A 23,117-nucleotide genomic window follows, 5' to 3' on the forward strand; every position below is an offset into this window, starting at 1 on the left:
GGATTTAATCTGAATTTCTTATCAAAAAATGCATTTAACCCCGTAGATCGTATCAAACAAGAAGTGTTCAATCACACCATTCCTGATTGAAGTACCCGCCCACCATGAACGCTACGACCCCCCAGCAACTGATTCAGCCTGCCGCCTACGAGATCAGCACTCACCCCGAGCATCCCCGCCTGCTGAAGCTGACCCTGAACGCCGACGCACTGAACGCCTTCCTGGCCGATGTGCGCGATATCGACGTGCAGAACCTCGAGTACGTGCCTTTCATGCGCTTTCACCTGGCGCGCCGCCTGAAGGCCCACATGGGTGACGACTTTGGCGAGACCCTGGTGAACATCATCAAGGACCGCAGGCATGGCGGCTTTGTGCTGGGTCTGGAAGGCGTGAGCCAGGATAGCGACGACTATGTGAAGTTCGGCACCGCCATCGGCCATATCCTGGGCCCGGCCAACCACGACTCCATGTCCAACAAGTACTACGCACGCTTCCTGGTCAAGCACACCGACGCCAGCGACTCCTATCTGCGCCAGGCTTACCGTCTGTTCACCATGCACACCGACGGTACCTTCGTGACCGAGGCCACCGACTGGCTGCTGATGATGAAGTTCGACGAGCGAAACGCCGTGGGCGGCGAGTCGCGCTTTCTGCACCTGGACGACTGGAGCGAGCTGGACCGCTTCGTGCAGGACCCGCTGGGCGCCAGGCCCCTGCTGTACAAGGCCCCCGGCTCCAAGAACGTGAGCGAGCGTGTCGAGCGCCCCGTGTTCTTCCACGGCGAGTTCGGCCTGTCCATCTCCTTCATCGACCAGTTCGTGCAACCGGCCAACGACGCCGAAGCCGAATACCTGCAGAATCTGTCGGAATCGATGGAAAATTCGTCCGGCACCCGCACCGTCAGTCTGCCCGCCGGCGACCTGGTGGTTCTGAACAACTACTTCTATGTGCACGGCCGCGCACCGTTCGAGCGTAACGAGCAACTGCACCGCGAGCTGATGCGTCAGCGCGGTACATTCGCTCAGTAAACCTTGAACACCTGATGTTTCTGTCACGCCCCCGTGCACCGCAAGTGTGCGGGGGCGCAGCCAGTTAAACCCCTGAATTTCGCTCCCGAAGCGCCCTACCATGGCATCGTCACAAGCCCCTGCTGCAAACGCAGCCTCCGCCCCCAAAGCGCAAGCCGCCTACGGCCAACGCGCAGGGCTTCCCCGTCATCTGCAGAACATCCTGTCGCTGCAGGACTTCGAGGCCGCAGCGCGCAAGCACCTGCCCCGCCCGCTTTACGGCTATGTCTCCGGCGCGGCCGAAGACTGTGTCTCGCTGCAGGCCAACCGTGACAGCTTCCAGCAATACGGCTTCAGCTCCAGGGTCATGGTGGATGTGTCGCAACGCCATCAGAAAGTGGAGCTGTTCGGCCAGACCTGGGACTCGCCCTTCGGCGTGGCCCCCGTGGGCATCAGCGCCATCTCGGCCTATCGCGGCGATCTGGTGCTGGCGCAGACGGCGGCTGCCAACCGCATTCCCGCCATCATGAGCGGCACCTCCCTGATCCCCATGGAAGAAGTGGCCAAGGCCGCGCCATCGACCTGGTTCCAGGCCTATCTGCCCGGCGACACCACGCGCATCGACGGCCTGATCGAGCGCATCGAGGCCGCCGGCTTCGGCACCCTGGTCATCACCGTGGACATCCCCGTCTGGGCCAACCGCGAGAACAATGTGCGCACCGGCTTCTCCATGCCGCTGCGTCCCTCGCTGCGCCTGGCCTATGACGGCATCACCCGTCCGCGCTGGATGGTGGGCACCATGCTGCGCACCCTGATCAACCACGGCATGCCGCACTTCGAGAATTCGTTTGCCACGCGCGGCGCGCCTCTGCTGTCGGGCACCGCCATCCGCGATACCACGGGCCGCGACCACCTGAACTGGAAGCACATCGAGCGCATCCGTCAGCGCTGGCAGGGCAACCTCATCATCAAGGGCATCCTCAACGAAGATGATGCCGTGATGGCCGCCGATATCGGCGCGCAAGGCATCGTGGTCTCCAACCACGGCGGCCGTCAGCTCGACGGCGTGGTCGCCCCGCTGCAGATGCTGCCCTATGTGGTGGACCGCGTGGGCCACCGCACGGCCGTGATGATGGACAGCGGCATTCGCCGCGGCAGCGATGTGCTCAAGGCCGTGGCCCTGGGCGCGCGCATGGTGTTTCTGGGCCGCCCCTTCATGTACGCAGCCGCAGTTGGCGGTGCACAGGGCGTGGACCATGCCATCACCTTGCTGCGTGACGAGGTGGACCGCAATATGGCCATGCTGGGCGCGACATCCATGGCCGAGATCACCCGCGACTGCCTGCGCGCGACGCGGGGCTGAAACCGGTCAGCCTCTAAGATAGGACGCTTGAACCATAAAAAAGGAGAGCGTCATGCCCATGTTTGTAGACCACTCGCCCCCTGGCGAGTGCATTTTCTGCAAGCTCGTCAAAGGGGAGATTCCATCGGCCAAGGTCTATGAGGACGAGCTGACCATCGCCTTCATGGACATCGGCCAGGCCACGCGAGGCCATGTGCTGGTGGCCAGCAAGCGCCATGCCGTCAATCTGCTGGAGCTGACGCGCGAGGAAGCCGGCGCAGTGATGCAGACGGCCCAGCGCGTGGCGGCCGCGGTGAACAGGGCTTTCGATCCCGACGGCATCAATATCTTCCAGGCCAATGGTGCGCCGGCGGGGCAGACGGTGTTTCACTTTCATCTGCATGTGCTGCCGCGCTTCGAGGGCGATGGCCTGTCCGTGGTCTGGCAACGCGAGGAACCGGGCTTTGCCGTGCTGGGCGTGCTGGCCGAGAAAATCAAGGCCGAATTGGCGTAAGTCGAATCACCATTAAAAAAAGAGCTGCCAGCGCTTGATGGCCAATCGCTGGCAGCTCTTTTTACTTGAAATCCCTGCTTTAGTGGGATTCGGCGCTCCTGATGGCATCCGCCACCTGGGACGGCGTCACATCCCCCTTCTGGCGGCCCCAACGCAGGCGCATATAGTTGACCAGATCGGCCATGTCTTCATGGCTGAGCTGATCGGCAAAGCCGGGCATGGCCTGCATGCGCTCGCCATGGGCCAGATCACGCTCGGGCAGGCCTTCGCGGATCACGCGCACCAGGTTCAGCGGCGTGGGAAACATGGCCGTGGTGTTGGTGTCGAGGCGCAGCGAGGAATGCGGCTGGCCCTGGCCATCGACGCCATGGCAGCCTGCGCACAGACCGAGGTAGACGCGCTCGCCATTGGCCGAGGTCGGGGTCTGAGGCGCTTCGGCAAACGGCGGCTTGGGCTCAGGCTTTTCACCCTGCATCAGATAGGCGGCCATGGCCTTGAGGTCGGCCTCCTCCATATGCGCACTCGAATGCTGGAGCACGGGGAACATGCCCATGGTCATCACGCCCTGGGGCGAGAGGCCGGTGCGCAGAAACTGCAGCAGGTCCCGCTCGCTCCAGCCACGCGCGGCCATGGACTTGGGGCGCAGGTCGGGGGCGTAGGCGCCTTCGATCACATTGCCCGCCAGCGACTGCTTGAGGTCCATGGCAAAGCTGCTGGTGCGCGGCGTATGGCATTCGCCGCAGTGACCCAGGGTGTTGACCAGATAGGCGCCGCGATCGAGCGTATTGACAGCCTCGGGGGCGGGCTCGCCCGCAGGGCGCTCCAGCGCATTCCATAGCGCCAGACCGGGACGGATGCTGAACGGAAAGTTCATCTCCGGCGAGCGGTTGGCTACTTCCACGGCGCTCTGGGCCTGCAGCCAGACCCAGAGCGCATCGACATCGGCGCGCGTGATGTCGTGATAGCTGGCGTAGGGCATGGCTGGATAGAGGTTCTTGCGCCCCGGTGCCATGCCGCGCGCCACGGCGCGGTAGAGATCGTCGGCCGACCACTTGCCTATGCCGTGCTCCCTGGAGGGCGAGATATTCGTGCCGTACAAGGTGCCCATGGGCGTGACCATGGCCATGCCTCCGGCCAGCTCGGCCCCCGTGGTGGGCGAGCTGTGGCAGGCCGCGCAGTCGGCAGCGCGAAACACCTGCAGGCCGCGGTCGAACAGCTTCTGCTTCTGCTCGGCGCTGATGTTGGCAAAGTCCACCGTGGCAGGCGGCACGCTGCCGCTTGCACTGCCCGCGATATACATGCCGCCCAACACCACCACGGCTGCGGCGGCAATGCCTGCGGCGATCCTGGTGAATTTGCTGCGTTGAGCCTTATCCATGACGGCTGACCTCCCGCGTGCGCTGGCCCGTGGTCAGGCCCGGCGTGGCCAGAATCAGGTCGCGCACGGCGTGGTAGTAGCGCACATAGCCGGTGCAGCGACAGATATGCTTGTCCAGCGCGGCTTCCACGGCTTCTTCCACGGCGTCGGCATCCACGGGCCTGGCCTGCAGCTGCTCCATCAGCACGGTGGCCGAGTTCACGAAACCCGGTGTGCAATAGCCGCACTGGAACGAGAAATGCTCGAGAAACGCCTTTTGCACGGCAGAAGCCATGATCCGGCCGGTGTCATCGGTGCGGGCCGCGCCTTCGATGGTGCGCAGGCTTTTGCCATTGAGCCAGGCGACGCCAGTCACGCAGGCCGGCACGGCATGCGGGCCCTTGCCGGGCTCGTCCACGATGATGGTGCAGGCGCGGCACACACCCTGGCCGCAGCCAAGGCGCGTACCGTTCAAGCCCGCATATTCCTGCAGGAACTCGATCATCATCAGATCCTTGGGCAGCTCATGCGGGCCGGTCTTTTGACCGTTGATGGTGGCGGAAAACTGGATACGTTGCTGCATCACAATGCCTTCTTGATTCGTTCCGCGCTCAGCGGCAGTTGATAGAAGCGCTTGCCGGTGGCGTGGGCCACGGCGTTGGCGCAGGCAGCAACGACGGGGATCATCACCACTTCGGCCATGCCCTTGGGCGGGTCGGTGCGCGAGACCGGAGGCAGCACATGACCCTCGGCCGTCCACACCGCCAGCTCGCTGGCGCGCGGCAGGTGGTAGCGGTTGAAGTTCCAGCTGCCGTTGCCGGGGCCGCTCGGCCCCAGGGGCAGCTCTTCGTACAGAGCGTGGCCGATACCCATGGCCACGCCGCCCTGCAACTGGCCAGAGACCAGCTCGGGTACGATCTGCGAGCCGCATTCCAGCCAGGTCTTGTGCCCCAGCAAGCTCACCTTGCCGGTGCCCGTGGATACGGCCAGCTCCACCAGCGTGGCGCAAGGCGCGTAGTACACCGCGCCCGCCGCCAGACGGTGCACCGGCGGATAGCTGACCTTGACGCGCGGCTGGAAGGCATAGCCGGCACTGTCCATCGCGGCCTTATGCGCCGCATCGGCACCATTGCCAAAGCGAACGGACAGCGCATCGATCTCGGCGGCAAAGCGCTTGCCGCCCAGCTCGAACTCGGCACTGGCCCAGGAGCGGCGATTGAAGGTGTGGACGCAGACACCGGTGATCAGACCCAGCTCATGGGCGCGTGCGGCCAGGCGCTCCAGCGTCAAGGGCTCCATGGCTCCGGCCACCAGCTTGCCGTCCTTCCACTCGGCTTCATCGAGCGAGACCGGCATGCCCTGCAGCGGCCCGCCAAACGGGTTGCCCCAGATGGACAGTGCCGCAGGCCACAGACCATGGGCCAGCAACAGCTTGGCGGCCTGGCGCGTGGTGTGGGTGAAGTAGTAGGCCGAGTTGGAGGCCGATTGCGGCGAGGTGAAGCTGGGCACCCAGTACGGGTCCTGCGACTGGCGATCCTCATCGGCCTGGGGCGTGGAGTTGGGTTGCTCCTGCGTGTGCACGGGCATCTCGGGCCATTTCTGCGCCGCAAACTCCACCTCGTCCACAGGGCGGCCGAGAAAGGGCTCTGCCGCCAGCATCTGCGCCGTGGTGGTGCCGGTGCCGATTTCTGCCGTGATGTGCTTCATCTTGAGCTTGCCTTCGGGCGATAGCTCGATCAATGCCAGCGCGGCTTCGCCGGCGGTACCAAAGCTTTTTTGCACCGAGGCAAAACCCACGCCGTAGCGCATGCCGGGATGGGCGGCCTCGTACTCGGCCTTGCGTTGGGCACGGTTCACCCACACCGGATCCTTGGCGGCCAGGGCGAGAATCTCGCCGATGCGCAACTGACCCGCAGGCACGGCGCCCTGGGTGTTGCGCAAACCTGTACGCAGCATGTTCTTCTGGCGCAGCGCGATGGCATCCATGCCGATCTGCTCGGCAATTTCATCGACCAGCATTTCGGTCGGAGCCATGGACTGCAGCGTGCCGTAGCCGCGCACCGACCCCGCCGTGATCTCGCTGCTGGGGAAGACGGCCACCGACAGATCGCTCTTGGGAAAGTAGTACACCGACTGCGAAGAAGCGACACCAAGCGTGCCCACCGAAGGGCTGAAGTTCATGGTGCCGCCGCCATCGCCGCGCATGTCCACCGAGAAGGCCTGGAACTGCCCCTGGGCATCCACGGCAATCGTGGTCTTGAGGTCGAAGGGGTGGCGCTTGAGTGCGAACTGGAAATGCTGCCAGCGGTCCAGCGCCAGGCGCACCGGACGGCCTTGCGCATACAGCGCCGCCAGGCCCACATAGAAAGGAAAGGAGTGATGCTCCTTCTGCCCATAGCCCACGGTGTAGGCGCTCAGATAATCCATTTCCTTGAGCGCAAAGCGGCTGGCCTTGACCATGCCGACCACATGGCCCGCCGTGGCGTAGGGCGCCTGGGTGGCGCCCACCATATGCATCACGCCCTTGCTCTCTTCATACCAGGCCAGACCGTTTTCGGGCTCCAGAGCGGCGGGCTCCATGGACTGGCTGTGGTAGTCGCGGGAAAAGACCTGGGTGCCCTCGGGCGGCTGCTTGAGCAACTGCTGGATCTGGGCCGAATACTGCATGGCCTTGCCATGCTTGGGATCGTCCGCGCCAGGCCATTGCACCTCGGGGCCGGTCAGCTGCGGGCGCACGATACCGTTGTACAGAGGCGCGTACAGATCGGGCTCGTCGTGCTTTTCGGCTCCCATGCGCACATAGCGCGCGGCCACATAGGGCTTGCGCTTGGGTGGTGTGGCGGCTGCGCCCCACTGGAAGATTCCGTCATTGAAACGCAGCAGGCGCACGGCTTCGCGGTAGCGCTCGTAGTCATGCCAGATCCCCATGGCCACGGGCTGGCCCAGCATGGGCGAGACCTGGCCCTTGGGCAAGAAGTAGCTGCCGTAAAAACCCGGCTCGGGCATGTGCACGCCATCGGCCTCGGCGCGCTCGGCGTCCACCAGCACATCGGGGGCAAAGTCCTTGCCCAGCACGGACAGATCCAGACCTTCGTAGATGCGGTCGGCACGCGGAACCATGATCAAAAGCGCATAGGACTGCTTGTCGGGCCAGCCCGCCATGTCGCGCGCGCGCAGGTCGATGGCAAACAGCTTCTGGCCCGTGACCTTGGCCATGCCGTCGCGGCGGTAGCGCAGCCGGCCGCCGTCCATCCAGGCAGCGTCCTGAGCGCTTGCCGGCTCGACCATCTGCGCCAGCGCCTGCTCCAGCGGGCGCACTGCGGCAAGCACTCCCAGGGCGGCTGCGGCCTTCAAAAAGCTGCGCCGGCTCAAATCCGATTTGGGCACATTCATTCTCCAGTGAGCAAACCGAAGCGGCGGCAGGCCAGCACCCCGGTCGCAATTGACTCGCAGCGCTGCCCGACAACCAGGGCAACGCTCGGATATCTGCGCATCGGCCGGCACTGCGGCCGGCCGGCATGGCGATATCGTTTTCAAAAAGAAAATCGATTTGGCATCTGGATTGCTTCAATCTTCTTTATGAATAATTGATGCAAAGCCAAAATAACCAAATCGATTTGGGCGAAGTAAAGTATACAAAAACTTCTGCAATGCCTGCCGCGCGCTTCGCAATGACCGCCCGCACTCTTGAGGAATTCCATGGCCGACACGCCCAGCCAACGCATCACCATCTCCGACGTGGCCCGTCAGGCCGGTGTTTCACGCACCACGGTCTCGCACGCGCTCAATGGCCGCGGTCAGGTCGACCCGGCCACACGCCTGAAGGTGGAGGAAGCTGCGCGCAGCCTCGGCTACCGGCCCAATCGTCATGCGCAGCGCCTGCGCACAGGCGGCGCCAGCATGATTGCGCTGATGTCGTCCATGCCATTCACGGTCTCGGGCGGCCCCTCGCGACTGGGGTTCTTCATGGAAGTGGCAGCTGTCGCTGCCTCGTCGGCGCTTGAACGCGGCCTGGTCATGGCGCTGGTTCCGCCGCACCGACCCGGCCAGACTTCGCTGAACCTGCTCGATATCGACGGCGCACTGGTCATAGAGCCGCAGGCCGGCGACCCCCAGCTGGCAGAGCTGCTGCAGCAGGGCCTGCCGGTGGTGTCCATCGGCCGCCCGGGTGGCGACAATGTCAACGTCCCCTATGTCGATCTGCTGTCGGGTCCGGCCACGCAGATGCTGCTCACGCATATGCTGGCGGCCGGAGCCAGGCAGATCGGGCTGGTGGTCGGCGCCTCGGAGCGCACCTCCTACAGCCAGGCCGAGCAGGCCTATGCAGCCATGGCGGCAGGCCATGGCATGCAGCCTGTGGTGTTGCGCATGGACGAAGCCGAGGGCGAGGACGGAGGCCATGCTGCGGCACAGCAGTTGCTGGGCGAACACCCCGAGCTCGATGCACTGCTGGTCATGGTCGATGCCTTTGCCGTGGGCGCTGCCCGCTACGCCCAGCAGGCAGGCCTGCGCATTCCCGAAGACCTGATGCTGGCCACGCGTTACGACGGACTGCGTGCGCGCAGCTGCGAGCCGCCACTGACGGCACTGGACCTGCATCTGGAGGCTATCGCCCAGCAGGCGGTCGATCTGCTGTTCGAGCATCTGCGCGGCGACACCACGCGGCGCATGGCCACCGGACCTATGCCAGCCCTGGCGCTGCGCCGCTCCACGCAAAGAAAGCCCGGTTGAATCACTTCAACCGGGCTTTCAATCGTCGGAACCCAGGCTATCGGCGCTTGTGAAGACGGCTGCTGCGCCGCTCAGCAGTCACTTCGTCAAGCTGCGGCATACTGCCGAAACACTTCGTCAAGGCCTGCAATCCATTCCTGCTTCTGCGCCTCGCTGGCAAAGCTCGCTTCCAGGCTGTTGCGCGCCAGCTGATAGGCCTCGGGCGCGCCCATGCCCGTGGCGGCAAATAGCTGGGTGTAGTTTTCGTTGACATAGCCGCCGAAATAGGCAGGGTCGTCCGAGTTGATCATGACCTTGAGCCCGGCCGCCAGAAGGCGCGGCAGATTGTGATCGGCCAGGTCCTTGATCACGCAGAGCTTGAGATTCGACAACGGGCAGACCGTCAGCGGTATCTGCTCCTTGACCAGCCTCTGCATCAGCAGCGCATCCTGCTCTGACTGCACTCCATGGTCGATGCGCTCCACGTTCAGCACATCCAATGCGCCCCAGATATAGGCGGGCGGCCCCTCCTCTCCCGCATGGGCCACCAGACGCAAGCCCAGTTGCTTGCAGCGTTCAAACACGCGGGCGAACTTCTCGGGCGGATTGCCCAGCTCGCTGCTGTCCAGCCCCACGCCGATAAAGCGATCACGCAGCGGAAGCGCGGCCTCCAGCGTCTGCAGGGCGCTTTCCTCGCTCAGATGGCGCAGAAAGCTCAGGATCAGCGAGGAGGAAATGCCCTGCTCGATCTGAGCGTCGCGGCAGGCGCGATAAAGACCGTTGATGACGGTCTCCATCGCAACGCCCCGCTCGGTATGGGTCTGCGGGTCGAAGAATATTTCCGTGTGCACCACATTGTCGGCCACGGCACGATCCAGATAGGCACGCGCCATGTCGTAGAAATCCTGCTCATGCAGCAGCACGCTGGCACCCGCGTAATAGATGTCCAGAAAGCTCTGCAGGTCGGTGAATGCATAGGCCGCGCGCAGCGCCTCCACGCTGTCATAGGCCAGAGGTATCTGGTTGCGCTGCGCCAGCGCAAAAATCAGTTCGGGCTCCAGCGAGCCCTCGATATGCATATGCAGCTCGGCCTTGGGCATGGCGCGCAGCAGCTCAGGCAGACGGGCAACATCTACGGCAGGCACGGTGTTCATCTTTATTCTCCTTGGCGCTGCGCGCCATTCAATGTCTTGCCTATCAAACAGGCACAGCTCAGGCCACATGGCCAGCCCGACAGGTCTGCGACTTCGGTCTTGCCGCCACGAGCCCCTCGCTCACCCGCATGGACGCCAATGCGGCAAAGCCTCTCAGGCCGGTCTCAGCAGGTTCCGAAGCCTATCGCCTGGGCCTTCAGGAAGCGGCGATAGGCCGACGACATGCGGTCGGCCGCCGAGTGCATTTCCGCGCGCGGATCCAGCGGCAGGGCCTTGGGCAGCTGCGACTCCAGCACAGGCTGGTCCTGCACAAAGATGGTGTGCTGGAAGGTCTGCAACTGCTCGTCGGTCGATTCAAAGTCCGCGACCGCAAGCCGGAACCAGACACGGCTGGTTTCGGGAGTGACGGGGCAGATGAACAGACCGATCTGCTCGCGCCAGCCCTGCTTGGAGCTGCCCTCTTCGGGAATCTTGGTCAGCACGGCGGTGTAAGCAGCGGTCACCTCGTAGGTGTATTCCACCTCGGCCGCCTGGGTGGAATGCAGATTGGACTGGGGTTGCACGGCCTTGCAACCCGTCGCCAGCACGCCGGTGGCGGTGCTCTCCACCTTGTAGGCGGCAATGGCCGTGGCGTCGCGGCTGCCCAGCCAGCCTTCGTGCACAAAGCCGAAGTGGGACATGTCGAGAAAGTTCTCGATGATGCGCGGTGCACTGGCAGCCACATCGTAGGACCCGCAGTTCACCTTGCGCAGATGCTGGTCCGTTTCGGCAGCGAACACGGGCAGCTGACTGTCGGAAGGCTCAAGTCGCACCCAGATCAGGCCATAGGCTTCCTGCACCTCGAAGGCCTGCACGCGCTGCGATGCAGGGGGCGTGAAATCGGGCACGGCGGGCACTTTCACGCATTGGCCTCCCGATGAGAATTGCCAGCCGTGATAAGGGCATTCCAGATGCCCGTTTTCCACACGCCCCATGGACAGGCGTGCACCACGATGGGGGCAGCGGTCCACAAAGGATTGAACCAGTCCCTCCGCATTGCGCCACAGCACCAGCGGCTGTTCCAGCAGCAGCACGGAAAACGGCGCGCTCACCACATCGGAGGATTGGGCAACAGGATGCCAGAGGGTACGTTCAGTCATGGGGATACTCGTCATTATCGAAATACAAAGGGCCGCTCTGCGGCGGCCCTGTCGCTGCAAGTCGTTTCTGGACGACTGTTAACAGCCAACACTACGCGGCAAACCAGGGGTCTGCCTTGAAGACATGCGCCGCAAGCCGCAATCGGAGCGACAAGGCGGCGCGATGCCTGATCGGCAGTGCTTACTTGGCGTCGCCGCCGGGCACTTTGCCTTCCACGCCCTTGACGTAGAAATTGATGCCTTTGAGGAAGCCGTCGTCGGCAACCTTGTCGGCAGCGATCAGCTCCTTGCCGTCCTGGCCGGTGATTGGGCCCTTCCAGATGGTGAATGTACCTTCCTTCAGTCCCTTTTTCACGTCCTCAACCTTTGCTTTGATCTCGGCGGGAATGTCGTCGGCCAGAGAAACAATGTCGATCACGCCTTCCTTGACGCCCCACCAGGTCTGGCGGCTGCTCCACTTGCCGTCCAGTGCGCTGCGCGTGGAGTCGATGTAGTAAGGCGCCCAGTTGATGATGGACGAGCCCAGGTGAGCCTTGGGGCCGTAGGCCGTCATGTCCGAATCCCAGCCGAAGGCACGCTTGCCTTTTTCCTCGGCCGTCTTCAGCACTGCTGGCGAATCGGTGTTCTGGAACAGGATGTCGGCGCCGCCGTTGATCAGGCTGGTTGCAGCTTCGGTTTCCTTGGGAGGGCTGAACCATTCGTTGACCCAGACCACCTTGGTCTTGATCTTGGGATTCACGGACTGGGCACCCAGCGTGAAGCTGTTGATATTGCGGATGACTTCGGGAATCGGCACCGAACCCACCACGCCCAGGGTGTTGGACTTGGTCATGCCGCCAGCAATGATGCCGGCCAGATAGGCGCCTTCGTAAGTGCGGCTGTCATAGGTGCTGACATTGGCGGCGGTCTTGTAGCCGGTGGCGTGTTCCCACTTCACGTCGGCGAACTCGGGGGCCAGCTTCTGGATCACGTCCATATAGCCGAAGGTGGTACCGAACACCAGCTTGTTGCCCTGCGACGCCATGTCGCGCAGCACGCGCTCGGCATCGGCACCTTCGGGCACGCTCTCCACGTAGCTGGTCTTGATCTTGTCACCGAACTCTTTTTCCAGGGCCTTGCGGGCCTGGTCATGGGCAAAGGACCAGCCACCGTCGCCCACCGGGCCGACATAAGCAAAAGCAATCTTCAGAGGTTCCGGAGCAGCGGCGGCAGGTGCGGCAGCGGGTGCAGCAGCTGGCGCCGGTGCTTCTTCCTTCTTGCCGCAGCCCACGAGAGCGGCCGAGGCCACAGCCGTCAGTGCAGCGACCTTGATCAATGAACGCTTGTGCAAATCAGTCATTAAAGTTTCCTTGGAACAAAGAGTGAGGTTTGAAACCGGCAACAGCGCAGTACCTGGGATGCCGGTTACACCTTGGGCAATATATGCATAAACCGAGCCAAATTGCAGCCCGGTATCCTGAAAACGACAGCGCAAAAAGAAAGGCCCCGAGGGGCCTTTGATCGGACGTCGGTCGGACGTCCCGCAGTCAATGCTTATTGGGCGCCGGGCACCTTGCCCTCGATACCGTTCACATAGAAGTTGATGCTGCGCAGCCAGGCGTCGTCCGCCACCTTGCCGGCTTCCAGCAACTCCTTGCCGGTGTTGTCCTTGATGGGACCTGTCCAGACGGCGAAGGAGCCGTCCTTCAGGCCGGCGCGGGCCTTCTCCACCTTGTCCTTGATTTCCTGGGGCACGTCGTCGGCGATCTTCTTCAGATCGATGGCGCCTTCCTTCACGCCCCACCAGAAGTTGCCGGTCTGCCACTTGCCGGCCAGCGTGTCTTCCACCACCTTGCTGTAGTAGGGAGTCCAGTCGATCACGGCAGAGCCCAGATGGGCCTTGGGTGCGAAGCCGCTCATGTCGCCGTCCTTGCCGAAGGCACGGGCACCGCGCTCTTCGGCCGTCTTCAGCACGGCGGGGGAGTTGGTGTTCTGGTACATCACGTCCACGCCACCGTTGATCAGGCTGTTGGCAGCTTCGGATTCCTTGGGAGGAGCGAACCACTCGTTCACCCAGACCACCTTGGCCTTGATCGAGGGATCAATGCTCTGGGCGCCCAGCACAAAGCTGTTGATATTGCGCACCACTTCGGGAATGGGCACCGAAGCCACCACGCCCACGGTCTTGGTCTTGGTCATGGCACCCGCCACGATACCGGCCAGATAAGCGCCTTCAAAGGTCTTGGTGTCGTAAACCGCCGCGTTGTCGGCCGTCTTGTAGCCGGTGGCATGTTCGAACTTCACATCCTTGGCGTCAGCGGCGACCTTTTGCACAAAGTCCTGATAGCCGAAGCTGGTGGCAAATACCAGCTTGTTGCCCTGGCCGATCATGTCACGCATCACACGCTCGGCGTCGGCAGACTCGGGAACGCTCTCGACCATGGAAGTCTCGATCTTGTCGCCGAACTTTTCCTGAATGGCCTTGCGGCCCAGCTCGTGCTGATAGGTCCAGCCGCCGTCGCCGATGGGGCTCACATACATGAAGCCGATCTTGAGCTTGTCGGCAGCAGGTGCTGCCGCAGGTGCGGCGGCAGGCGCTGCAGGAGCCTCTTCCTTCTTGCCGCAAGCGGTCAGCACCGCCATGGAAACAGCCGACAGGCCGATCATCTTGATCAGAGCGCGTTTGCCCAGAGTCGTCATTGGAGTTGTCCTCTCGTTATTTTTGAAAAGCGGATTGCACCACATTTGGGCATCACGCTCCAGGGTAGAAGGGTTTTCCCAGGGAGGCCGGCATATTGGCCCGAATCCAGGTCGGATTACGCGAGATCAGCACCAGCACCACGATGGTGGCCAGATAAGGCAGCATGGACAGAATCTGGCTGGGCACCTGAACCCCCGTGGCCTGCAGGTGGAACTGCAGCATGGTCACTCCGCCAAACAGATAGGCACCCAGCAGGACGCGGGCCGGGCGCCAGGTCGCAAATGTCGTCAGCGCCAGAGCGATCCAGCCTCGGCCCGACACCATGTTCTCCACCCACAGCGGCGTGTAGACCACGGAGATGAAGGCGCCCGCAAGACCGCACATGGCTCCGCCAAACATCACGGCCATCAGACGGATGCGTCGCACGGGGTAGCCCAGGGCATGGGCCGAGGATGGCGACTCGCCGACCGAGCGCAACACCAGGCCCGCACGCGTGCGGTACAGAAACCAGACCATCAGGGTGGCCAGCACGATGGCACCGTATACGAGCGGGTGCAGTGTGAACAAGGCCGGGCCCACGACCGGCAGATCTGCCAGGCCAGGAATCGAGTACTTGGGCAGCTCGGGCAGCTTGGCCTGTACATAGCCCAGGCCCACAAACGCCGAGAAGCCTGCGCCGAACAGCGACAGCGCAAGACCGGTTGCGTACTGGTTGGTGTTGAACCAGATCACCAGCCCGCCAAAGATGGCCGCCAGCAAGGCCCCGGCGAGCATGCCCGCGCCAAAGCCCATCCAAGTATTGCCGGTGTGCACGGTAGCGGCAAAACCGGCAATGGCGGCGCAAAGCATCATGCCTTCGGCGCCGAGATTGACGATGCCCGATTTTTCATTGATCAGCAGGCCCAGGGCCGCCAGCGCCAGAACAGTGCCGGCGCTGAGGGTGGAGCCCAGCAGCAGTGCATAGGATTCCATGGATCAGGCTCCCTTCACTGCAGAAATGGCGCCGCCGACCTTTTTCGCCACCCAGCGGATGCGATAGGCCACCAACGTGTCGCAAGCCAGCAGCGCGAACAGCAGCAGTCCCTGGAAGACGCCGGTCAGCGCCTTGGGCAGGCCCAGACGCGACTGCGCCAGCTCGCCACCGATATAAAACATGCTCATGAGAATGGCCGAGAAAATCATACCCACAGGATGCAGGCGCCCCACAAAGGCCACGATGATGGCCGCAAAGCCGTAGCCAGCGGGCACATAGGGCGTGAGCTGACCCAGGGGGCCTGCGACTTCCAGCGCCCCCGCCAGACCGGCTGTAGCGCCGGAAATCAGCAACGCCGTCCACAGCGCCTTGCGCGAGGAAAAACCGGCATAGCGTGCCGCCGACGGCGCCAGGCCACCGACCTGCAGCGCGAAGCCGGCGCGCGTGCGAAACAGGAATGCCCACAGCAGACCGGCACCCAGCAGCGAGATGATGACGCCGATATTCATGCGCATGCCCTGCACCAGCCGAGGAATCTGCGTGACGCGTTCGAAGCTCTTGGTCTGCGGGAAGTTGTAGCCCATGGGATCCTTCCAGGGACCGTAGACCAGATAGCCCAGCACCAGCGTGGCCACATAAACCAGCATCAGGCTGACCAGAATTTCGTTGGCGTTGAAGCGGTCGCGCAGCAAGGCGACGATGCCCGCCCAGACCATGCCGCCCAGCATGCCGGCGATCAGGATGGCCGGCACGATCCAGGGTCCTGTGGTCTTGTCGGCCAGCAAGGCAATGCCGCCCGCAGCCACCGCACCGATGACGAACTGGCCTTCTGCACCGATATTCCAGACATTGGAGCGAAAGCACACGGCCAGCCCCAGCGCGATCAGCAGCAAAGGCGTGGCCTTCACGGCCAGCTCGCCCAGGGCATAGCCCGATCTGATGGGTTCCCAGAAAAAGGCCTGCAAGCCCTTGACCGGATCCTTGCCCAGCAGTGCGAACAGGCAGACCCCGACCAGCACGGTGATCAGCAATGCCAGAATCGGCGAGCCATAAGTCCAGAATCTGGATGCCTGGGGGCGTTGTTCCAGCTTAAGCATGGGCACCTCCCTGCACCGCCGCCGCACCCCACAGGCCGCTCATCCATTCGCCAATCTGCTGCACCGTGGCAGCCGCTCTATCCACCGAAGGACTCAGGCGGCCCTTGGCCACCACATGCAGGCGGTCACAAATCTCAAACAACTCGTCCAACTCCTCACTGACCACCAGCACGGCGCAACCCTGGTCGCGCAGCTTGAGAATCTCGCCCCGGATCTGCGCCGCAGCCCCCACATCCACCCCCCAGGTGGGCTGAGAGATGATGAGCAGACGCGGCTTGGCATCAATTTCACGACCCACGATGAACTTCTGCAGATTGCCGCCCGAAAGCGACTGCGCGGCCGAGTTCGGACCGCCGGCCTTGACGTTGAAGCGGCCGATGATGTCCCGCGCCTGCGCCTGCAGCGCCGCCATGCGGATCCAGCCGCCCTTGCCCACTGCGGTCTTGCGCGTCAGCAACAGGTTGTGGGCCAGGCCCATGCTGGGCACGGCTCCGCGCCCCAGACGCTCTTCCGGCACGAAATGCAGGCCCATGCCACGGCGCCGACTCGGCCCCATGCGTCCGACGCCCTTGCCCAGCAACTGCACGGCCTCTGCCTCGGAGCGTGTGTCCTCGCCGGACAGCGCATACATCAGCTCCTTCTGGCCGTTGCCGGAGACGCCTGCAATACCGACGACTTCGCCCGCACGCACCTGCAGCGCAATGCTCTGCAGATCGACACCGAAAGGGTCCTGGCTCCTGAGCGACAGCCCCTGCACACGCAGCACGGTATCGCCGGTATTCGCCGTGCGGTGCTCCAGCTCCGGCGGCTCCGAGCCGATCATCATGCGCGACAGCGAAGCATTGGTCTCGTTGGCCGGATTGCACTCCCCCGTCACCACGCCGCCGCGCAGCACCGTACAGGCCGTGCACAGCGAGCGGATTTCATGCAACTTGTGGCTGATATAGAGGATGGAGCAGCCTTGCGCAGCCAGGCGGCGCAGCACCACAAACAGCATCTCCACCGCCTGGGGCGTGAGCACCGAGGTGGGCTCGTCCAGAATCAGTACCCGGGGATTGGTCAGCAGGGCACGGATGATTTCCACACGCTGCATTTCGCCGACGGAAAGCGTGTGCACGGGGCGATGCGGATCCACCTCCAGCCCGTAATCGCGAGCCGTGGCCTGAATGTTCTCGATCACCTTGGCCAGTGCAATGCTCTTGTCCAGGCCCAGCCAGACGTTCTCCGCCACGGTCAGCGTGTCGAACAGACTGAAATGCTGGAACACCATGGCAATGCCCAGTGCCCGGGCTTCCTGCGGATTGCGGATCTGCACCGGCTTGCCGTCGACCAGGATGGCGCCCTCGTCAGGCTTGACCGCACCATAGATGATCTTCATCAGCGTGGACTTGCCAGCGCCGTTTTCGCCCAGGATGGCGTGGATCTCGCCGGGCTTAACTTTCAGCGATACCTTGCTATTCGCAACCACAGCCGGGTACCGCTTGGTAATACCCTCCAACTGCAAACGCGCAGGCGCACTCGCAGAGGGGGAATGTGTCGGGGGGGGATTCATCGCTGGATTGTCTCTCAATTCAAATAACAAATTGACTCAAACAGGCTCTATGCGCTGAACAGGAATACGATACAAGCTATTGATTTCGCAGCGTTAGTGCAACATTGCGAACCACCTCTCGCAGCCAGCGTGTGGCGGCACCAGCATGTGAACGCGCATGCCAGAGCTGGTAATAGACCAACGGGGGGAATTCCACAGGGCAAGGCAATATGGCCAGGGACAGACGTTCACTGAAACGCTCGCAGAACAATCTGCCCGAGGTCATGACAAGCAAGCTTGATGCCACCATGTCGGGTATCAGACTGAAATGCGCGCAGCGTGCCACCACCTGGCGACTCAGGCCCATGCCCGCCAACTGTTCGTCTATCACGCCCAGGGCACCGGGATAGGCCGGTGTAGGCGCAATGTGCTCGGCCTCCAGCCATTGCTGTATATCCCAGCCCCTGCGCACTGCCGGATGCTTGGGACTGACCAGGCAGACCACCTCGTCCTCGAACAGCTTGGCCATGTGCAGACCTTCCGGAGGCTGCGGCCAGTTGCCGATGACCACATCGATCTCGCCATCGGCCAGTTGCCCCTCGTAATGCGCCTCGGCGCTCAGCGGCAGAAAGTCCACCGGACAATGCGGGGCCTGCGCTTTCATGGCCGACATCAGTCGCGGCAGGAACTGGGGATCCAGATAGTCGCTGGCCGCAATGCGGAAAGTACGCGTCGAGGTACGCGGGTCAAAATGCCGCGCATCGCTGAACAGTCCTTCGGCGGCACGCAGAATGTCTGCCGAAGGCTGGACCATGCGCAGACCCACATCGGTAGGCTGCATCTGTGCCCCTGACCGCACCAGCAGAGGATCGCCCGCCAGTTCGCGCAGACGCCGCAAGGCGGCCGACACCGCCGGCTGGTGCATGCCCAGCCGCAGGGCCGCCCTGGAGACGCTGCGCTCCGTCAGCACCGTGTGCAGCACCCTGATCAGGTGCAAATCTATCTTGTCGAACAAGGTCTGGTCGCGCATAGGTCACGGCCATCCGGGCACTTGGCACGGCCAGCCTCATCCATTTTGTATACAAAGCAGCCGCAGAGCGTAACTCAGTCAGCCCCTTTGAGCAGCCAAGGGATTGCCCTCTAAGCCGTCATATCTGCCTTGAATTCGGCATGCTCAATCCGGCTCAGACCGCTGCCGTCATCACTTCCACGCGGTTGCGCCCTTTGCGCTTGGCGGCATAGCAGGCCATGTCGGCCCCCTTGAAGGCGCTGGCCGCAGTGTGGTAGCTGGCATCCAGCAGCAACATGCCGATGCTGGCACTCAACATATAGCGCTGGCCCTGGTAGGAGCCCTCCCAGTCCTGGATGGCCATGCACAGCAGTTGCGCATGGCGCATTCCTTCTTCCCGGCTGATTCCGGCCATGAGAATCGCAAATTCATCGCCCCCCACCCTGGCGACCCAGCCATGGGGGCGCACCGTGGACTCGATCAACCGAGCGATATGACCGAGCACCTCGTCGCCCACCTCGCGCCCTCCCTGACGATTGACCTGGGAAAAGTGGTCCAGATCCACATACAGCACGATGCCATGCACCATGGGTTCGCTCTGGGAGCGCGAGATCGCATTCGCTCGCCCCATGCTTTCCAGATAGTCGCGGCTCGTATATTCCTGCAGCCATTCCTTGAGCCGCAGGGCGAAAGCCGTGCGGTTGGGCAGGCGCGTCAAGGGATCGTGCATGGCTTTCCAGCTCGATTGCTCGCGCAACTGGCGCTGAGTGGTCACATCCTCGAGCTCCCAGACCAGATATTGGCCATCCAGCGCCTTTCCCGACTGCTCCCAGGCCCGGTGCATGCGCAGCATGCTCTGGCCGTGAATTCGCACCCATATCGGCCTTGAATCTTTGCGCATCAGGCAGACTTCGCCATCAAACTGTCCGTAGGTATCCAGTGCACGCCGGACCCGCCCCATCAAATCCTCATAGTCGGCCTCGCTGGCACACAAGTCACGCACGGCCAGGCCCTGCATTTCCCGAGGCTGATAGCCCAATACCCTGGCGGCCTGCATGCCCACACGCTGCACCGTGGAGCCATGCGTCACGATCAGCCCCACAGGGGCATAGTCCATCAAGGTCTGCAGCTGCATCTGCAGTTCACGCTCCTGCTCGCCATGCGCCTCGTATCCGCCACCCAGGGCCTGCAAGGCAGAGCGCAGAGTCTGGGCCTCTCCCCAGTCATGATCGGACAGGCCATGCCACCAGTTGGCGCCCCGGGTGGCCGAATCCATCTCCAGCATCAAGCCGCGTCGGGAAGCCCGCTCTGCCGAGCGAAACAAGGCCGTCAACGGATAGGCGATCAGGCAAAGCACCACACCCAGCAGTCCGGCCAATGCCAGCAAGGCCGTGGCCAGCCAGCCCATCATCCTGGCCGAGACTCCGGGCACCCATTCCTGGACATCGCTGACCTTCAGCAAAGTCCATTGCGCCCAGGGCAAAGGCATGGCGCTCCAGAGCTGGTTGTTTCTCTGCTCGCTGACCGCACCGGCCTGCGCCATCTTGAGCCAGGCCCGATCGATTCCGCCCGGCAGCACGGCATCGCCCGCAGCGGCCGGCAATTGCCACTGTCCCTTGCTGCTGAAAGCCAGCGGACGCAGATCGCGATCAATCAGCAGCAACTGACCACCCGCTTCGGCAGAAGTGGATTCCAGCGAAAACAAAACCGACAAGGGTGCCCGGTAGCTGCCGCCAAGAACCCCCTGCAGCTTGCCTTGCAGATCGCGCACCGGCACCACGTTCTGAAACTCCAGCTGCAGCCCTGCATCACCGGGACGCACCCAGGCCTGAGTAATGGGCTTGCCCTCTGCCAGCGAGCGCTTGAGCACTTCGCGCAGCGGCTCGTCGAGCTGCTCTGCGGAAAGCGCCTGCTCCTGGCGCAGATTGACCAGCAACTGCCCCTTGCCATTGGCAAGCTGGATCTGCTCGTACTGCTGCGCCATGGATGCGGGCTGCCTGAGCAAGGCCTCCAGAGACTCCTGGGAGTCATGCATATGCCCCGCCAGCACAGCGGACAGAGCATGCAAGGGCTTTTGCTGCTGTTCGACCCTGAAGGCCAGCGAACGCGCCGCGTACTCCAATGCCTTGGTCTGCGCCGGCAAGGCTCCATCCGTGACGGCCCGGCGCAGGGAGTAGGCCACCCAACCCGCAGCGCCGGTGCCAGCCAGCAGCACAGCGATCATGGCAACCAGCACCATGCTGCGCAGCATGGGCCCGGGCCCTCTGCGTACCCGGCCAGCATCTGCTACGGCAGCAGCCTCCTCTGGCTGCGGCGGCGCAACCCAGGGCGGCTCTGATGGCAGTGAGAGGACAGCATCTGACATGGGCCTCAATATAGAGAGCCGATGTCTGCAACCCAACGAGAGGAAACCCCGGAGGTTGTCGATAAATGCTACGCCGAGCGACTCCAGTCAGCGCATTGCCAGACGTTGCGGGGCCCAGGGGCCCGGCCCGGTATTTACCCCAGCGCCAGCACTTCCAGAGCGCCTGGCCTGGGCAATTCAATGACATTGCCCCGCCCGGCAATCAGACCATGCTCGCGCAACTGCCTGAGCACGCGCGAGAAGGTTTCCGGTGCAATCCCCAGCTGGGCGGCAATCATGCGTTTGCGCGCCTTGAGGGTGACACGCAAGCCAATGCCGTTTCCAGCCGGACTGGCATGGCTCAGCAACCACTGGGCACAGCGGGCTTCTGCATCCTGCGCTAGTCGGCTGACCGCCAAGTCGGTCTGCGAGCAATAGGCTTTGGCCATATCCCTGAGCAGGTATTGCACGGCCGGGGCCAGCTCCGCCACAGCACCGAGAAAGCGCGCCAGAGGAATGATGTAGATGCGCCCTGCGGTCTGTGCCTGCATATCAAGGCAGGAAGGGCGATCCTGCAGTGCAAAAGCCGCGTCCAGCCAAGCCGGCCCTTCCACCTGTCCGAGGTGATGGCGCATGGCTGAATCCTGTCCCACACCCAGCATCACGCTGCCGCTTTCCAGGTACAGCACCGAATCGAGGGATTTGCGACGTTGCCTGAGCCAGTAGCCTGGAGCAAAGCTCTCGGGCTGCCCAAACGTGGAAGCGATTTGCGACATGGAGGGCATGGTGAACATGTGCTTCACTGTGCCGGTCTTTTTGCCGATTCATGTTGAGCCACATCAACAAGGCATGGTACGCAACAAAAAAGCCGCAGTGAAAACTGCGGCTTTTGCGCTTCACAAGCCCATACTCAGTTCACGGCGGCGCCGGACTCGTACCAGGTCTTGATCAGATTGCGCTCGTCCTCGGACAGTGCGCCAGGGTTGCCGAAAGGCATTTTCTTCAGCTGCACCACCTGTTGGTAGATTTGCTGAGCGTGCGACTTCACAGCGTCGGGCGAGTCCAGACGGACAGCCTTTTGCTGGATGGCCGTGCCGTGGCAGACCACGCAGTGCTGCTGGAAGATGGCATTGACCTTGGCGAAGCCTTCACCACCGGCAGCAGCCGGTGCCGTGGCTGCGCCTTCGGCGGCGGGAGCCGCTGGCTCGGCAGTGGCAGTGACAGCGGGCGCTGCAGGAGCAGCAGTCGCGGCCGGAGCAGGAGCGGCAGACGCTGCAGCAACGGGAGCGGGCGCGGGCTTGAGCCAGACGAAAACGGCCAGCAGAGCAGCCACACCGACAGCAGCGTAAGGCCAGGGGTGGTTGTTGCGGCCCAGCTTGTAACCGTGGCGCATCACGAAGAACTGGCGAATGGCAGCGCCGGCAAACATCATGCCGATCAGCACCAGCCAGTTCATCTTGTGGCTATACAGCCAGCCATAGTGGTTGGACAGCATGGCGAACAGCACCGGCAGCGTGAAATACGTGTTGTGCACGCTGCGCTGCTTGGCACGTTGGCCGTGACGCGGGTCCACGGGCTCGCCAGCCTTCAGGGATGCCACCACCTTGCGCTGGCCAGGAATGATCCAGAAGAACACGTTGGCGCTCATGGAGGTCGCGATCATCGCGCCCATCAGCAGGAAGGCTGCCTGGCCGGGGAAGATGTGGCAGGCCAGATAGGCTGCGATACACACCAGCACCAGAACCATGGCGCCTACCGTGGCATCGCCATTCTTCTTCTGACCGAAGGTGCGGCAGATGAAGTCATACAGCAGCCAGAAGACCACCAGGAAGCCCAGAGCCGAAGCCACGGCAGCGCCGGTGCTCATGGCATTGGGGTCGCCGGGAGTGACCAGATAGATATTGGCGTTCCAGAGGTAGGAGACCGTCAGCAGGGCAAAACCGGACAGCCACGTGGTGTAGCTTTCCCAGTAGAACCAGTGCAGGTGATCCGGCATCTTGGGAGGAGACACATTGAACTTCACGGGGTGGTAGAAACCGCCACCGTGCACAGCCCAGAGTTCGCCGTTGACGCCCTGCTTTTTCAGGTCGTCATCCACGGGCGGCGTCAAGCTGCTGTCCAGGAACACGAAGTAGAAGGAGGAACCGACCCAGGCGATCGCGGTAATGACGTGGAGCCACCGCAACAGCAGGCCGGCCCAGTCGAGAATGTAGCTTTCCATAGCTCTGAACCTTGGCAGCGTGGGGCTGCCGAACAACCT

General features: G+C 63.0%; 18 protein-coding genes. 4 read left to right on the forward strand and 14 right to left on the reverse strand.

Going from position 1 to position 23,117, the window contains the following annotated elements; genetic code table 11:
• Positions 1-104 precede the first annotated feature (104 nt).
• The 3 genes from glaH to FSY59_RS26605 all read left to right on the forward strand — a co-directional run bounded on the left by glaH (position 105) and on the right by FSY59_RS26605 (position 2,863).
• Positions 105-1,028: a glutarate dioxygenase GlaH gene (gene glaH / locus FSY59_RS26595; RefSeq protein WP_003052505.1), complete on the forward strand. Its 924-nt coding sequence runs from the start codon at positions 105-107 to the stop codon at positions 1,026-1,028.
• A gap of 100 nt (positions 1,029-1,128) precedes the next feature.
• Positions 1,129-2,370 (forward strand): alpha-hydroxy acid oxidase, encoded by a 1,242-nt coding sequence (locus tag FSY59_RS26600; RefSeq protein ID WP_003052503.1) that lies wholly within the window; start codon positions 1,129-1,131, stop codon positions 2,368-2,370.
• A 52-nt stretch (positions 2,371-2,422) separates the two neighbouring features.
• A complete protein-coding gene (locus tag FSY59_RS26605; protein WP_148729994.1) occupies positions 2,423-2,863 on the forward strand; it encodes an HIT family protein in 441 nt (146 codons plus the stop codon).
• Positions 2,864-2,942: 79 nt separating this feature from the next.
• Here FSY59_RS26605 and FSY59_RS26610 read toward each other — a convergent pair whose 3' ends face one another.
• The 3 genes from FSY59_RS26610 to FSY59_RS26620 are packed head-to-tail and all read right to left on the reverse strand — an operon-like array spanning position 2,943 to position 7,613.
• A complete protein-coding gene (locus FSY59_RS26610) occupies positions 2,943-4,241 on the reverse strand; it encodes a cytochrome c (RefSeq protein ID WP_148729995.1) in 1,299 nt (432 codons plus the stop codon).
• Positions 4,234-4,803, reverse strand: a complete 570-nt coding sequence (locus FSY59_RS26615; RefSeq protein WP_050872023.1) for a (2Fe-2S)-binding protein — start codon at positions 4,801-4,803, stop codon at positions 4,234-4,236. Before FSY59_RS26615 ends, FSY59_RS26610 begins: the two co-directional genes overlap by 8 nt.
• Positions 4,803-7,613 (reverse strand): xanthine dehydrogenase family protein molybdopterin-binding subunit, encoded by a 2,811-nt coding sequence (locus FSY59_RS26620; RefSeq protein WP_148729996.1) that lies wholly within the window; start codon positions 7,611-7,613, stop codon positions 4,803-4,805. Before FSY59_RS26620 ends, FSY59_RS26615 begins: the two co-directional genes overlap by 1 nt.
• A 306-nt stretch (positions 7,614-7,919) precedes the next feature.
• On the opposite strand from FSY59_RS26620, the gene FSY59_RS26625 reads away from it, so the two are divergent.
• Positions 7,920-8,951, forward strand: a complete 1,032-nt coding sequence (locus FSY59_RS26625; RefSeq protein ID WP_003052493.1) for a LacI family DNA-binding transcriptional regulator — start codon at positions 7,920-7,922, stop codon at positions 8,949-8,951.
• A gap of 86 nt (positions 8,952-9,037) precedes the next feature.
• Here the strand turns inward: FSY59_RS26625 and FSY59_RS26630 are convergent, their stop codons facing one another.
• The 11 genes from FSY59_RS26630 to FSY59_RS26680 form a co-directional block, all read right to left on the reverse strand.
• The gene (locus FSY59_RS26630; RefSeq protein ID WP_003052491.1) at positions 9,038-10,084 is read right to left on the reverse strand and encodes an adenosine deaminase; all 1,047 of its coding nucleotides are present in this window, start codon (positions 10,082-10,084) and stop codon (positions 9,038-9,040) included.
• 164 nt (positions 10,085-10,248) lie between these two features.
• Complete coding sequence (locus tag FSY59_RS26635; protein ID WP_003052489.1) at positions 10,249-11,223, reverse strand: aromatic ring-hydroxylating dioxygenase subunit alpha; 975 nt, start codon at positions 11,221-11,223, stop codon at positions 10,249-10,251.
• A gap of 181 nt (positions 11,224-11,404) precedes the next feature.
• Positions 11,405-12,562: a BMP family ABC transporter substrate-binding protein gene (locus tag FSY59_RS26640; protein WP_003052487.1), complete on the reverse strand. Its 1,158-nt coding sequence runs from the start codon at positions 12,560-12,562 to the stop codon at positions 11,405-11,407.
• Positions 12,563-12,756: 194 nt separating this feature from the next.
• Entirely contained in the window at positions 12,757-13,902 is a 1,146-nt protein-coding gene (locus FSY59_RS26645; protein WP_148729997.1) for a BMP family ABC transporter substrate-binding protein, read from the reverse strand.
• A gap of 52 nt (positions 13,903-13,954) precedes the next feature.
• Complete coding sequence (locus tag FSY59_RS26650; RefSeq protein WP_148729998.1) at positions 13,955-14,875, reverse strand: ABC transporter permease; 921 nt, start codon at positions 14,873-14,875, stop codon at positions 13,955-13,957.
• Between the two features lie 3 nt (positions 14,876-14,878).
• Positions 14,879-15,973 (reverse strand): ABC transporter permease, encoded by a 1,095-nt coding sequence (locus FSY59_RS26655; protein ID WP_003052480.1) that lies wholly within the window; start codon positions 15,971-15,973, stop codon positions 14,879-14,881.
• A complete protein-coding gene (locus FSY59_RS26660; RefSeq protein ID WP_003052478.1) occupies positions 15,966-17,525 on the reverse strand; it encodes an ABC transporter ATP-binding protein in 1,560 nt (519 codons plus the stop codon). Before FSY59_RS26660 ends, FSY59_RS26655 begins: the two co-directional genes overlap by 8 nt.
• A gap of 76 nt (positions 17,526-17,601) precedes the next feature.
• Entirely contained in the window at positions 17,602-18,534 is a 933-nt protein-coding gene (locus FSY59_RS26665) for a LysR family transcriptional regulator (RefSeq protein ID WP_003052476.1), read from the reverse strand.
• 154 nt (positions 18,535-18,688) lie between these two features.
• On the reverse strand, positions 18,689-20,764 hold the full coding sequence (locus tag FSY59_RS26670; RefSeq protein ID WP_003052474.1) for a diguanylate cyclase domain-containing protein: 2,076 nt from the start codon (positions 20,762-20,764) through the stop codon (positions 18,689-18,691).
• A gap of 248 nt (positions 20,765-21,012) precedes the next feature.
• Positions 21,013-21,651 (reverse strand): Crp/Fnr family transcriptional regulator, encoded by a 639-nt coding sequence (locus tag FSY59_RS26675; protein ID WP_148729999.1) that lies wholly within the window; start codon positions 21,649-21,651, stop codon positions 21,013-21,015.
• Between the two features lie 116 nt (positions 21,652-21,767).
• Positions 21,768-23,078, reverse strand: a complete 1,311-nt coding sequence (locus FSY59_RS26680) for a urate hydroxylase PuuD (RefSeq protein WP_003052469.1) — start codon at positions 23,076-23,078, stop codon at positions 21,768-21,770.
• Positions 23,079-23,117 lie beyond the last annotated feature (39 nt).

This window comes from Comamonas sp. Z3 (assembly GCF_008121565.1).
GTDB lineage: Bacteria > Pseudomonadota > Gammaproteobacteria > Burkholderiales > Burkholderiaceae_C > Comamonas > Comamonas brasiliensis.